General features: G+C 44.8%; 14 protein-coding genes and 1 riboswitch. All 14 genes read right to left on the reverse strand.

Annotated features, from left to right (window positions below; all coding sequences use genetic code 11):
• Positions 1–12: 12 nt before the first annotated feature.
• Positions 13–1,551 carry a bifunctional phosphoribosylaminoimidazolecarboxamide formyltransferase/IMP cyclohydrolase gene (gene purH / locus AAZR19_RS16570; RefSeq protein WP_041108685.1) on the reverse strand — a complete coding sequence of 513 codons (1,539 nt, stop codon included), beginning with the start codon at positions 1,549–1,551 and terminating at the stop codon, positions 13–15.
• Positions 1,552–1,566: 15 nt separating this feature from the next.
• The gene (purN, locus tag AAZR19_RS16575; protein ID WP_041108687.1) at positions 1,567–2,136 is read right to left on the reverse strand and encodes a phosphoribosylglycinamide formyltransferase; all 570 of its coding nucleotides are present in this window, start codon (positions 2,134–2,136) and stop codon (positions 1,567–1,569) included.
• The gene (gene purM / locus AAZR19_RS16580) at positions 2,133–3,173 is read right to left on the reverse strand and encodes a phosphoribosylformylglycinamidine cyclo-ligase (RefSeq protein WP_024424511.1); all 1,041 of its coding nucleotides are present in this window, start codon (positions 3,171–3,173) and stop codon (positions 2,133–2,135) included. The genes purN and purM overlap by 4 nt, the downstream gene beginning before the upstream one ends.
• Positions 3,174–3,269: 96 nt before the next feature.
• Positions 3,270–4,700 carry an amidophosphoribosyltransferase gene (purF, locus tag AAZR19_RS16585; protein WP_024424615.1) on the reverse strand — a complete coding sequence of 477 codons (1,431 nt, stop codon included), beginning with the start codon at positions 4,698–4,700 and terminating at the stop codon, positions 3,270–3,272.
• The gene (gene purL, locus AAZR19_RS16590) at positions 4,676–6,907 is read right to left on the reverse strand and encodes a phosphoribosylformylglycinamidine synthase subunit PurL (RefSeq protein ID WP_041108689.1); all 2,232 of its coding nucleotides are present in this window, start codon (positions 6,905–6,907) and stop codon (positions 4,676–4,678) included. Before purL ends, purF begins: the two co-directional genes overlap by 25 nt.
• Positions 6,891–7,574, reverse strand: coding sequence for a phosphoribosylformylglycinamidine synthase subunit PurQ (gene purQ / locus AAZR19_RS16595; protein ID WP_024426699.1), 684 nt, complete (start codon positions 7,572–7,574; stop codon positions 6,891–6,893). Before purQ ends, purL begins: the two co-directional genes overlap by 17 nt.
• Positions 7,571–7,825 carry a phosphoribosylformylglycinamidine synthase subunit PurS gene (gene purS / locus AAZR19_RS16600; protein WP_003214349.1) on the reverse strand — a complete coding sequence of 85 codons (255 nt, stop codon included), beginning with the start codon at positions 7,823–7,825 and terminating at the stop codon, positions 7,571–7,573. Before purS ends, purQ begins: the two co-directional genes overlap by 4 nt.
• Positions 7,818–8,540 (reverse strand): phosphoribosylaminoimidazolesuccinocarboxamide synthase, encoded by a 723-nt coding sequence (purC, locus tag AAZR19_RS16605; protein ID WP_041108691.1) that lies wholly within the window; start codon positions 8,538–8,540, stop codon positions 7,818–7,820. The genes purS and purC overlap by 8 nt, the downstream gene beginning before the upstream one ends.
• Positions 8,541–8,612: 72 nt before the next feature.
• Entirely contained in the window at positions 8,613–9,908 is a 1,296-nt protein-coding gene (gene purB / locus AAZR19_RS16610; RefSeq protein WP_008355754.1) for an adenylosuccinate lyase, read from the reverse strand.
• Complete coding sequence (gene purK, locus AAZR19_RS16615) at positions 9,905–11,047, reverse strand: 5-(carboxyamino)imidazole ribonucleotide synthase (RefSeq protein WP_087976377.1); 1,143 nt, start codon at positions 11,045–11,047, stop codon at positions 9,905–9,907. Before purK ends, purB begins: the two co-directional genes overlap by 4 nt.
• Positions 11,040–11,528 (reverse strand): 5-(carboxyamino)imidazole ribonucleotide mutase, encoded by a 489-nt coding sequence (gene purE / locus AAZR19_RS16620; RefSeq protein WP_024424506.1) that lies wholly within the window; start codon positions 11,526–11,528, stop codon positions 11,040–11,042. Before purE ends, purK begins: the two co-directional genes overlap by 8 nt.
• Positions 11,529–11,697: 169 nt before the next feature.
• Positions 11,698–11,799: riboswitch (purine riboswitch) on the reverse strand.
• A gap of 79 nt (positions 11,800–11,878) precedes the next feature.
• Complete coding sequence (locus tag AAZR19_RS16625; protein WP_012009137.1) at positions 11,879–12,079, reverse strand: NETI motif-containing protein; 201 nt, start codon at positions 12,077–12,079, stop codon at positions 11,879–11,881.
• Positions 12,076–12,630 carry a DUF2179 domain-containing protein gene (locus tag AAZR19_RS16630; RefSeq protein WP_024424505.1) on the reverse strand — a complete coding sequence of 185 codons (555 nt, stop codon included), beginning with the start codon at positions 12,628–12,630 and terminating at the stop codon, positions 12,076–12,078. Before AAZR19_RS16630 ends, AAZR19_RS16625 begins: the two co-directional genes overlap by 4 nt.
• A gap of 204 nt (positions 12,631–12,834) precedes the next feature.
• Positions 12,835–13,626, reverse strand: a complete 792-nt coding sequence (locus tag AAZR19_RS16635; protein WP_226015361.1) for a hypothetical protein — start codon at positions 13,624–13,626, stop codon at positions 12,835–12,837.
• Positions 13,627–13,774: the final 148 nt, after the last annotated feature.

The following is a 13,774-nucleotide window of genomic DNA, read 5'->3' on the forward strand; positions in this document are numbered from 1 at the left end:
ACTGTCATCCCCTTAATGTTTGAAATGTCTAACGCCAGTGAAGACCATGGCGATGCCGTATTCATCTGCCTTTTGAATCGATTCTTCATCACGAATAGATCCGCCTGGCTGAATGATCGCTGTGACGCCTGCCTTTGCAGCAGCTTCCACTGTATCGCCCATTGGGAAGAATGCATCAGAGCCTAGTGCGCTTCCTTTTGCCTTTTCACCTGCTTGCTCAATGGCAATGTTCGCTGAGCCCACACGGTTCATTTGACCAGCACCGATCCCTGCTGTCATTTGATCTTTCGCAAGGACAATGGCATTTGATTTCACATGCTTGACCACTTTCCAAGCAAGCTTTAAGTCTTTCCATTCGTCTTCTGTTGGTTCTCTTTTCGTTGGAATAGAGATCGTTGCTTCCTCTAAGCCGTACGTGTCAATATCCTGAACAAGCAGTCCGCCATGGACACTTGTCAGCTGCTTTTCCTTTTTCCCGAGATCCGCTTCTACATCTAATGTTAATAGTCGAAGGTTCTTTTTCGCTGTTAACACGTCAAGTGCTTCTTGGCTGAACGATGGGGCGATGACAATTTCTAAGAAAATCGTATGCAGCACGTCAGCTGTTTGTTTGTCTACTTCACGGTTAAGTGCCACAATGCCGCCAAAAATAGACGTTTCATCTGCTTTGAATGCTCGGTCAAATGCTTCTGCAATTGTTTCTCCTGTACCAACGCCGCACGGGTTCATATGCTTCACAGCAACAGCGGCCGGCTCCGTGAATTCTCGTACAATTTGGAGTGCTGCATCTGCATCTTTGATATTGTTGTAGGAAAGTTCTTTTCCATGTAATTGCTTTGCAGTAGCCAAAGAACCTTTGGCTGGAAGAGCATTTTCATAGAAAGTCGCCGCTTGGTGCGGGTTTTCTCCATAACGAAGGGATTGTTTTTTCTCAAACGTGACAGTGAACTGCTCTGGCTCTGTTTCGCCCACAAAGTTTGTTAAGTAATCCGCAATCAGAGCATCGTAAGCAGCCGTATGACGGAATACCTTTGCAGCGAGCTCACGTTTTTTCTCGAGTGACACGCCGCCTTCTTTGATTTGCTGGATGACTGTATCATAGTCACGAGGATCGACAATCACTGTGACGTCTTGGTGGTTTTTTGATGCTGCACGAAGCATTCCCGGTCCGCCAATATCAATGTTTTCAATCGCTTCTTCATATGTCACATCGTCTTTTGAGATCGTCTCTTTGAATGGATAGAGGTTCACGACAACAAGATCAATCGGCTGAATGCCATGCTTTTGAATCTGTGCCATATGCTCATCGTTTTCTCTCACTGCTAAAAGTCCACCATGAATGTTCGGGTGAAGTGTTTTGAGTCGTCCGTCCATGATTTCAGGGAATCCAGTGACTTCTGAAATCCCAATGACATCAATGCCGTTCTCTTGAAGAAGCTTATGTGTACCTCCAGTTGAAATCACTTCAACGCCAAGTTCTGTTAATTCTTTCACAAAAGGTACAAGATTCGTTTTATCGGAAACACTGATTAATGCGCGTTTGATCGTCATGCCTTCGTCACCTCATTAAGATAATTCTAAAAGTGATTTGATCACTTTTGGATATAGTGTGTGTTCTAGTTCATGCATTCTTTTTTCAATCGATTCAAGCTCTTCCCCTTGTTCGATGTAAATCGACGCTTGGTCAATGATCGGACCTGTATCCATACCTTCGTCGACAAAATGGACGGTGATACCTGCCACTTTGACGCCTGCTTGATAGGCTTGTCCAATGGCATCCAGCCCTGGGAAGGCTGGCAGCAAGGACGGGTGGATATTGACAATTTTCCCTCTGAATGCTTCAAGTAATGTCGGACCAATCAGTCTCATATACCCAGCAAGGAAAATCCATTCCACTTCATGCAGCCTAAGCTGTTCAATGATCGTTTGTTCAAAAGCGGCTTTATTCGGAAAAGCCTTCGGGGTAAAGGCAAAGGAGGGAATGCCTTCTTTCTCAGCACGCTCCAGCACCTTTGCACCCGGTTTATCACAAATCACAATGGCGGCCTCTGCCTGCCACTGTTCTTTTTTTAATGTATCCATAATGGCTTGAAAATTCGTCCCGCTTCCAGAGGCGAAGATCGCAAACTTCTTCATGATAGGCTTCCACCGCCGAATGTGACACCTTCTCCTTTTTGAACACGGCCGATGAGAAATGCTTTCTCTCCGTCTTCTTCAAGTCCTCTGATCACTTCGACAAGGTCATCTTCTTTTACCGCTAAGACAAAACCAATGCCCATATTAAACACATTGAACATTTCTTCTGCTTTCAACTGTCCTTTTTCTTGAATAAAGGAGAAAATTGGCGGTACTGGCCATGAGCCGTTATCAATCTCAACGCCAAGCCCTTCAGGCAGCATACGTGGTAAATTTTCAATAAAGCCGCCGCCTGTCACATGTGCCATGCCGTCAATCTTGCCGGCTTTCACTTGTTTGAGAACAGGCTTCACATAAATTTTGGTCGGTTCAAGCAGTTCTTCTCCAAGCGGTCTTGTAAAAGGTTCATACGTTTGATGCAGGTCCAGACCAGCGTCTTCCAGCAATACTTTACGAACGAGGGAGTACCCATTGCTATGAATTCCGCTTGAGCTGAGTCCAATAAGCAAGTGCCCCTCTTTAATGCTCTCTCCTGTCACGATTTCATCCTTTTCAACGACGCCTACTGAAAAACCAGCAATATCATATTCATCTTCTGTGTAAAGACCCGGCATTTCTGCTGTTTCTCCGCCGACAAGCGCTGAACCAGACTGCTCACAGCCGTCAGCCACACCTTTGACGATTGATTCAATTTTTATCGGATCTGCTTTTCCAACTGCTAAGTAATCTAAGAAAAAGAGCGGCTCTGCCCCTTGTGCCAGCACATCGTTCACACACATCGCCACGGCATCTACGCCGATCGTATCGTGTTGATCCATTAAAAAGGCTAGCTTTAATTTTGTTCCGACACCATCTGTTCCTGAGACAAGAACGGGCTTTTTGTATGGCAGCTCAGATAAATCAAACATACCGCCAAATCCGCCTAGAGCACCCATGACGCCTGCTCTTTTTGTACGTTCTACGTGTGTTTTCATTCGTTTGACGGCTTCGTATCCTGCTTCGATGTCGACACCGGCGTTTTTATATGCTTCTGACATCCCATTCACTCCTTTTAGCTGCTTCTCTTCCATTTATTTTCAGCAGAATGAAAGAGCAGCATATCAAATCATCTTGACTGCTGCTCCTTTATTCGATTATTTCGTCAGTGCTGTTTCCTTCACATGCGGAAGAACAGTATCTTCATAAATTTCAGTCGGGTATTTCCCAGTAAAGCATGCTAAACATTGACCGCGCTGCGGATCATCATACTTCCTGCCAATCCCGTCCATTAAACCGTCTACAGATAAAAATGCAATGGAGTCTGCACCGATTTCCTGTCTAATTTCTTCCACTGAATGAGAAGAAGCAATCAGCTCTTCATGCGTGGACGTATCAATTCCATAAAAACATGGATGTGCGATGGGCGGAGAACTAATGCGCACATGGACTTCCGTCGCACCCGCTTCTCTTAGCATCGTCACAATGCGGCGGCTCGTAGTTCCGCGTACGATGGAATCATCCACCATCACGACACGTTTTCCCTCGACGACCCCGCGCACAGCTGACAGCTTCATGCGCACGCCCTGCTCACGCAATGCTTGAGACGGCTGGATAAAGGTCCGTCCGACATAACGGTTTTTAATTAAACCGAGCTCATATGGAATACCTGTTGCTTCGGCATATCCAATCGCTGCAGAAATACTCGAATCTGGTACACCTGTCACGACATCTGCTTCGACATGCGCTTCCTCGGCAAGCTTTTTGCCAAGGTTCTTTCTCGCACTATGCACGTTGATGCCATTGATATTGCTGTCAGGTCTTGAGAAATAAATGTATTCCATGCTGCACATGCTGCGGTTAATGTTCATGGAGAAGCGTTCAGATTTCAGGCCTTCATCATTAATGATCAGCATTTCTCCAGGCTCCACATCTCGTAAATACGTGGCACCGACAACATCAAATGCACATGTTTCAGAAGCAACAACATACGCGTCCCCAAGCATACCAAGTGAAAGCGGACGTAAGCCGTTCGGATCAAGAGCTACAATCATTTCTGTTTCCGTCATAATTAAGAAAGCATATGCGCCTTTAAGCATGGACAGAGCATTTTTGATCTGCTCTTTCAATTCAACATAGCCGCTGCGCTTAATTAAATGAGCGAGCACTTCAGTGTCAGAAGATGTTTGGAATATACTCCCCTGGTTCTCTAGCTGCTGCTTTAATTGCGTTGCATTCACTAAGTTCCCATTATGAGCAAGGGCAAGACTGCCGTTGTTTTGCGAGCGGAAGAAGAGGGGCTGCACATTTTCAAAGCCGCCTCCGCCTGCTGTCGCATACCGAACGTGTCCGATCGCTCCTTTTCCTTTTAAATCCTTTAGCTCACCGTTTTGAAAGACTTCCGTAATCAGTCCAAGGCCTTTATGTGCCGTCAGGTTTTCACCATCTGTTGCAATGATTCCCGCACCCTCTTGTCCTCGGTGCTGAAGGCTATGCAATCCGTAATATGTGATTTGCGGGGCTTCTTCGTGTCCCCAAACCCCAAAGACGCCACACTCTTCGTTTAAGCCTCTGATTTCAGCAAGCATGGGATCGCTCCTTTCCATGCACGTTCAAGCTCGTTGACCGCTGCATGAATCCATTGTTGTCCTTCTTGATTTTTGACAGTGAATACACCATCATTTGTGACCGTTCCAACTTCTTTCGCATCTTTGACAGCCGCAGCAAACGCTTCGCGGTGCTCTGGTTTCACTGTGACGACAAAACGTGACTGTGTTTCACTGAATAATGAAGCTTCGCTGTTTAAATCAATTTGGATATGAGCGCCAAGACCATCTGTTCCAAATGTACTTTCAGCAAGTGCGACACCAAGACCGCCTTCAGACACATCGTGTGCTGATTGAACAAGTCCGTTTTGAATCGCAGCAAGAAGGGCTTTCTGACGAGTGAGCTCGACATCCAAATCAATTTCCGGTGCTTTTCCGTAAATACGGCCTTCTGTCATCTTTTGAAGCTCACTGCCTGCAAATTCTTCCTTCGTCTCACCAATGACGAAAATCACATCGCCAGCCTGCTGGAACGATTGCGTCGTAATATGAGCTGTATCTTCAACCAAACCAACCATCCCAATGACTGGTGTCGGGTAAATAGCTGTTCCATTTGATTCGTTATATAAAGAGACGTTACCACCGATAACTGGTGTGCTTAGCTTGCGGCATGCTTCGCTAATACCGTCAGCAGATTTTTCAATTTGCCAGAAAATTTCTGGTTTTTCTGGGTTACCGAAGTTCAGGTTATCTGTTACTGCAAGCGGACGAGCGCCTGAGCACACAATGTTACGTGCTGCTTCTGCGACTGCGATTTTCCCGCCGGCCTCTGGATCAAGGTAGAGATAACGTGCGTTACAATCGGTTGTCATCGCAAGGGCTTTTTTCGTTCCGCGGATTCTTAAAACGCCCGCATCAGAGCCTGGTGCAACGACTGTATTTGTCCGAACCATGTAGTCATATTGATCATAAACCCATTCTTTACTTGCAATTGTTGGCTGCTGAAGGAGCTGCTTTAACGTGTCAGCTGCATCTGTGATAGCAGGTGCTTCCACTTTTGTTTCTAAAAACTCACGGTAGTAGGCAGGCTCACTTGACGGTTTGTGATAAACCGGCGCTTCTTCTGCAAGTGCATCAACAGGAAGCTCACATACTACTTCACCTTGATGGAGTAAACGAAGCATTTTATCGTCTGTCACATGACCGACTGATACCGCTTCAAGATCGTATTTTTCAAAAATATCAATGATTTCTTGTTCACGGCCTTTTTCAATGACCAAAAGCATTCTCTCTTGAGATTCAGACAGCATCATTTCGTATGCTGACATGCCTGTTTCACGCTGCGGTATGAGGTCTAGATTCATCTCGATACCAGAACCTGCTTTACTCGCCATTTCCGCACTTGAGCTTGTCAAGCCAGCCGCTCCCATATCCTGAATTCCAACGAGTGCATCGTTTTTGATGACTTCAAGGCACGCTTCAAGCAGCAGTTTTTCCATGAACGGATCACCGACTTGAACTGCTGAGCGTTTTTCTTCTGATTCATCAGAAAATTCCTCAGATGCAAATGTTGCACCGTGAATTCCGTCACGTCCCGTTTTGGCACCAACGTACATGACCGTGTTGCCGACACCTTTTGCCTGCCCTTTTTTGATGTCTTCATGGTTGATTAATCCAACACACATTGCATTTACGAGTGGGTTGCCTTCATAGCTTTGATCGAAATGGACCTCTCCGCCGACTGTTGGAATTCCGATACAGTTTCCATAGCCTGCGATCCCTGCCACTACTTCTTCAAACAAGTACTTCACGCGCGGTGAAGTCAGTTCACCAAAACGAAGAGAGTTTAATACAGCAATTGGACGCGCACCCATGGAGAATACATCACGGATAATTCCGCCGACACCTGTCGCCGCTCCTTGATACGGTTCAATCGCAGATGGATGGTTATGTGATTCGATTTTAAATACAACCGCTTGGTTGTCTCCAATATCAACGATTCCAGCGCCTTCCCCAGGACCTTGGAGGACGTGCTCTCCTTTTGTCGGGAATTTGCTTAAAACAGGCTTTGAGTTTTTATAACTGCAATGCTCTGACCACATGACAGAAAAAATGCCCGTTTCTGTGTAGTTTGGCAGCCTGCCAATAATGGATTCGATTAAAGCGAATTCTTCATCACTCAATCCCATTTGCTGATACAATTTCTCTTCTTTAATTTGCTTGTGACTTGGTTCAAGCAGTAGTGACATGAGTGTCCCTCCAATTTTTCACGATAGATTGAAACAATTTAAGTCCGTCTGCGCTGCCTAGTAATGAATCAACCGCGCGCTCAGGGTGCGGCATCATGCCGAGTACATTGCCCTCTTCATTCGTTACACCTGCAATACGATTCACACTGCCGTTAATATCGTCTCCATAAGTGAAAGCGATTTGGCCGCGTTCAATGAGCTTCGCTAAAGTGTCTTCATCACAGTAGAAGTTGCCTTCACCGTGCGCTACAGGAATCGTAATGGATTCGCCTTTTTGATAACCGCTTGTAAATGGCGTTTCGTTGTTTTCTACAATGAGTTCAACTGGACGACAGATAAATTTCAAGTCTTTATTTCGTCTCATCGCACCCGGAAGAATGCCTAGCTCCTGAAGAATTTGGAACCCGTTACAAACACCAAGAACAGGTTTTCCTTCCTCAGCTGCTTTTTTCACCGCCGGCATGATGTTCGAGAAGCGGGCGATCGCACCACATCTTAAGTAATCCCCATAAGAGAAACCGCCTGGTACGAGTACACCGTCAAATCCGTCTAGACTCGTTTCGTCGTGCCATACATATTCAACTTGTTCACCTAGCTCATCTTGAATCGCATGGTACATATCGATATCACAGTTAGAGCCAGGCAAGACGATCACTGCAAACTTCACTGTGCGACAACCTCCTCCACCTCATAGCGGTAATCTTCAATCACCGTGTTGGCAAGTAATTTTTCGCACATTTCTTTGACGACTGTGTCTAAATCACGATCTGATTTTTCAATGACAAGCTCCATGTATTTCCCGATACGGACATCCTTTACTTCCTGATAAGACATGCTGTGCAAAGCGTGCTGCACGGCACTTCCTTGTGGATCAAGAACGCTCTCTTTTAAGCTGACAAAAATTTTCACTTTATACATGTTTATGGCCTCCAAGTCTTTTGAAAATTTCTTCGTATGCATTCGTTAAGCCGCCCAGGTTTCGTCTGAACACGTCTTTATCAAGCTTTTCGTTTGTATCTTTGTCCCAAAGCCTGCACGTATCAGGTGAAATCTCATCAGCTAGCAAAATACGATTCTCGTGATCTATTCCGAATTCAAGCTTGAAATCAATTAAATTCACATGGCAGTCTGAGAAGATTTGCTTTAACTCTTCATTCACTTGTCTTGTGATTTTTTTCATTTCCTCGACCTGCTCTGGTGTCGCTGCATCTAAAATGCGGATATGATCTTCTGTAATGAGCGGATCGCCGAGTGCATCATCTTTGTAGTAGAACTCAATCAAAGGTGTGTCCAGTTTCGTTCCCTCTGGAATGCCGAGGCGTTTTGACATACTGCCTGCCACCACATTTCGTACAACCACTTCAAGCGGAACAATCTGTACCTTTTGAATGAGCTGCTCTGTTTCAGAAAGGCGTTTCAAAAAGTGATTGTTGATCCCTTTCTCATGCAGCATTTGAAAGATTAAGCTCGAAATTTCGTTGTTCAGTCTGCCTTTGCCTTCGATTTCAGCTTTCTTTTCGCCGTTAAATGCTGTAGCTGAGTCTTTATATTCGACATATAAAATATGCTCGTCATCGGTCTGATAGATTTTTTTCGCTTTGCCTTCGTAGAGAAGTTCTTGTTTCACAGTCATTCAGGTTGGCCTCCTAATTTGAATGTTGGCAATTTTCAGGATTGGGTGCCTGGCAAGCAGGCGGCCCATTTCTTACGCAAGACCTAGACGTTCGAAAATCATATCGACATTTTTCAAATGATAGTTGTAATCGAAGCAGTCAGCGATTTGTTCAGGTGTTAAACGTGACGTGATTTTTTCTTCTGCTTCTACTAATGAACGGAACGGCACTTGCTTCTCCCACGCTTCCATCGCCTTTGGCTGAACCGTGTCATATGCCTCTTCACGTGCCATGCCTGTATCGATTAATGCAAGAAGAACGCGCTGTGAGTAAATTAAGCCAAGTGTGCGGTCCATGTTGCGCTTCATGTTTTCAGGGAAAACCGTTAAGTTTTTCACGATGTTTGAGAAACGGTTGAGCATATAGTTCAGTGCAATCGTTGCATCTGGTAAAATGATGCGCTCAGCAGATGAATGAGAAATATCACGCTCATGCCAAAGCGGTACATTTTCATAAGCTGTCAGCATATATCCACGGATCACGCGGGCAATTCCCGTCATATTCTCAGAACCGATTGGGTTACGCTTATGCGGCATCGCTGATGATCCTTTTTGTCCTTTGGCAAAGAACTCTTCTACTTCACGTGTTTCACTCTTTTGAAGACCACGAATTTCAACAGCAAATTTCTCAATGCTCGTTGCGACTAAAGCTAGAGTAGCCATGTAATCTGCATGGCGGTCACGCTGCAAGGTTTGGGTTGAAATTGGTGCAGCTTTGATGCCAAGTTTCTCACATACATATTGCTCAACAAACGGGTCGATGTTCGCATATGTGCCAACAGCTCCAGAGATTTTGCCATATTCAATGCCAGCTTTTGCTTGTTTAAAACGTTCTAGGTTACGCTTCATTTCTTCGTACCAAAGAGCAAGCTTCAGGCCAAATGTTGTCGGTTCAGCGTGTACACCGTGTGTACGGCCCATCATGACGGTATATTTGTGCTCTTTTGCTTTTTCTTTTAGTATGTCAACAAATCTCTCAATGTCCTTGAGCAAGATATCGTTCGCCTGTTTTAATAGATATGAAAGCGCCGTATCCACTACGTCTGTCGATGTTAACCCGTAATGAACCCACTTTCTTTCTTCTCCTAGAGATTCAGAGACAGCACGCGTAAAGGCAACCACGTCGTGGCGCGTGTCTTGTTCAATCTCTAAAATACGTCCAATATCAAAGCTTGCATTCTTGCGCATTGTCACAACGTCTTCTTTCGGAATGACGCCAAGCTCTGCCCAAGCTTCACAAGCGAGAATTTCTACTTCAAGCCATGCATTAAATTTGTTTTCCTCTGTCCAGATTGCTGACATTTCTGGTCGTGCGTAACGTTCGATCATTTCCCGTTTCCTCCATCTCTTTCAGTCCATATCTTTGTGATGTTTGTCATCCACTCATCATCAAGCTGTTTCATAAACGTCATATGCCCCATCTTGCGGCCTGCTTTCACTTCATGCTTTCCATACAGATAAAGCTTCGCTTCTTTGAGAAGCTCAGGATGCTCTTTTGGAATGTCCACTTCATCGCCTAATAAATTCACCATCATTCCCTCTGATAAAAGGGCTGTACCGCCAAGCGGCAAACCACATATAGCGCGGACGTGCTGTTCAAACTGACTCGTCTCACATAAATCGAGCGTATAATGACCAGAATTATGAGGACGTGGTGCCAGTTCATTGACGAGCAGCTTTCCGTCATTTGTCAGGAACAGTTCTACAGCAAGAGTACCAACCAGCCCCAGCTTTTCAGCCAGTGTTGTTGCCAGTTCTTTCGCCTTCTCCTGAATGCGGTTCTCTACCCTTGCAGGCACAATGCTTTGGAACAAAATATTATGCTTATGAATGTTCTCAGCGACTGGGAATACTGCAATCTCTCCATGAACAGAACGTGTGACGATCACCGAGAGCTCCATTTGGAATGGAACCCAGCTTTCTAAAATACAAGTTCCATGTGTGAGCAGTGCAGCTGCTTCCTGAAGCTGTCCTTTTTCTTTCATGACGTACTGTCCTTTTCCGTCGTAGCCGCCTCTGCATGTTTTCAGCACGGCTGGCAAACCGAGCACGTCCACTGCGTCTTCCAGCTCTTTTTCATCATGAACAATGCGGTAAGGCGCTACTTCACAGCCTGCGTCTACAATTCCTTTTTTCTCGGTCTCACGATTTTGAGTTAAAAGGAGAAGGTCGCTTCCTTGTGGTAAATAGGCTTCTTCCTTCAGCTGATTCAGTGCATCATAATCAATATTTTCAAACTCATAAGTCACCACATCGCTGATTTCTGCCAGCTTTCGAATCGCTTCAAGATCACTATATGCGGCTGTGATTTCTTTATCGGCAACCTGTCCGCAAGGAGATTGTGCGACTGGGTCTAGAACTGCTGCCCGGAACCCCATTTGCTTTGCGCTGACAGCCATGTATCTGCCAAGCTGTCCGCCGCCAATGATCCCGATGGTTGCGTTTGGAAAAATGGTCTGCTTAGCCAAGCTGATCACTGCTTTCTAGTACAGTCTGTTTTGTCTGCTCTCTTCTTTCTTCAAGGCGAGCTGCGACCTTTTCATCAAATGCTGAAATCATTTGTGCGGCAAGAAGGCCTGCATTTGTTGCACCGGCTTTGCCAATGGCTACTGTAGCAACTGGTACACCGCCTGGCATTTGAACGATGGATAATAAGGAATCCAGCCCGTTTAGTGCCTTTGATTGCACAGGCACACCAATGACCGGCAGTGTCGTTTTTGCTGCGACCATCCCCGGTAAATGTGCTGCGCCTCCAGCACCGGCAATGATGACCTTTAGTCCTTTACCTCTTGCTTCAGTCGCATATTCAAACATCAAGTCAGGTGTCCGGTGTGCGGATACTACCTGTTTTTCATACGGAATGTTTAATTCCTCTAAGATGTCGCACGCATTTTTCATTGTTTCCCAATCAGATGTACTTCCCATGATGACACCTACAAGCGGCTTCATTTTGTCCCCACCTTTAAGCTGTTATTCGATTTTGTATCGTTTGACACGCTTCCCAAACCTAAGCAGCTTGTCAAACGCCGAACAAAAAGGCCCGGTCTGTATTGCATTGTTAGGAAGCAACACAAACCGGGCCATGGTAAGCGCTGTTCGCTTTTGAAACGCCATGTCAGTTTTGTTCACTATCCTGCATAGTCCAGTCATTTACGGTAACTGGGTAGAAACTTATGGGCCATATTCCCAAGATTATATGAGGCTCGTGTTTTGATTTCATGTTTATCTTAACAACGGATGTTCATGATGTCAACGGATTTATCGAACAATCTATGAAGTCGTCGTTTTAATGTTCGGATTTAGACTATTTTTCCTTCAAATACGATTTTTTTCCCAATCGGAATGATCTGAATCGACCCATTTTCCTTCTTTTCTTGAAAAATCGGTTCCTCCATTCGACGGACAGGCGAGTAGCCTTCCGCTGCCATCTGGGACAACACTTGATCAATCGTCATGTTGTCTTCCACATAGAATTTTTTCTTCTTTGGTTTTGCGGTCATTCTTTAATTCTCCTTTTCTTCACAGCCTTCACCCAGAAGCCGCCGTGAATCGATTTGGGCTCATATGAAATGATAAATGCCTTTGAATCCAGCGTCTTAATCGTTTCATATAATTGCAGTTCATATTTTCTCGGTGTTAAAATTTGCAATGCTGTCCGGTCTCCTTCAAGACCGCCTGCTACCCAGCTGGTGACACCATATCCTTTTTCTCTCAATTGTCTTGGAAGGTCGACATCCAATTCTTTTGTGATCACGTTAACAGTTGTGTAGCCAAGTGCCAGCTTCTCTTCAATTTTCATCCCGACAATGATCCCCATTCCATAACCTAGGGCATACGCAATGACATTTTGTATTTGATCTAAGTTATCTAGAACGATACTTAACCCAATGACATAAATGAGCATTTCGATCGTACCCGCAAAAGCAGCTGCGTACCGTCTGCCTTTCATTGTTAATATTAAACGCATGGTGGAAAAAGACACATAGACAATATTAATCACTAAAATGATTAAAACCATGGTGAACGCATTGGATAAAAGTTGTTGAAGCACGATTCGAACCCCCTGCACTAAAAAATCAAATAAAGCACCCCATATTCTACTAGAGAACATACCTTGATACAATCAAATTTACGCGATCAAAACACATATATCTTTCGACAACAAGGATGGTGTTTGTTACCAAGAGTTTACCCGTTTTTTTCTCTTCTCAACATGAAAACCCCCTTTTTCAAAAAAGGAGGTTTTCAGTGTGTTTTATCCAAATCGAACAGGAACAAGTGATGGAATCAAATACTCCCCGACTATGCCCCAGAGCAGCGCAATAATGACAAGCTCAACCAATAAAAAGATCCAGGCCGCATACATCAAATCTCCTCGTTCGGCATCATGCTCCGATTGAATCGAGCGAAAGAGCACGACCGCAATCAACTGAAGACCGACAAACATCATCACGGATAATATGACGGTCACATATGGAATATTCAGCATGGCAAATACAAGCCAAAGGATGGATAAAACCAACACCGGCACAAGCGCAGCACCAAACTTCATGATCACTTCTTTCAGTGATATGTTTCCTTTTAGCATGTACTTTCCGAGCAGCCAGACGGTAAGCATCATTAATGTCAACAAAATAAGTGTAAAGACCGCTACCTTCAAAAAGGCGTCGCCAAAAGAATAATGAATGCCAAATCCTAATAAACGGGTCTTTGACGCCTTTAATTGAACATAGTTGCCTAAAGCAAAAAACAAGCTGAATAACACAATCGAGATCCAGGCGTACTTCATACGCAATGTTTCCGCTTGATTGATGGTCCGGCTCGGTGATTTTAACATCGCCAGTCCATATGAACCATAACGCTTAAACGCGCCTCCTACACCTTGCAGTATACGCTGGATAGCTGAACGCTCATCACCCGCTGATTTTGAGGTTCTTCCACGTTTTGCAGCGCTGCGGCTGAGGCGGGATTGCCTTGTTTCTTGATCTATTGATGATTCTTCATTTTTCTTTTCAGATGTCCCCTGATCTTGATCTTTCTCTAACATCTCATATCAACTCCTATCCAATCCTTACAGTGCTAAAAGTGCATGAACTGTTCGGATGACTCCTCTTAAAGTAGCGGAGTCTCTCTATTCAGTCAAGATTCCTTGACGTTCATACGAATAGACGGATAAAAGGCAGCAGAGGTTTTAA

It is taken from the genome of Bacillus sp. Je.9.29.b, from assembly GCF_051129925.1.
In the GTDB taxonomy this organism is placed as follows: domain Bacteria; phylum Bacillota; class Bacilli; order Bacillales; family Bacillaceae; genus Bacillus; species Bacillus safensis.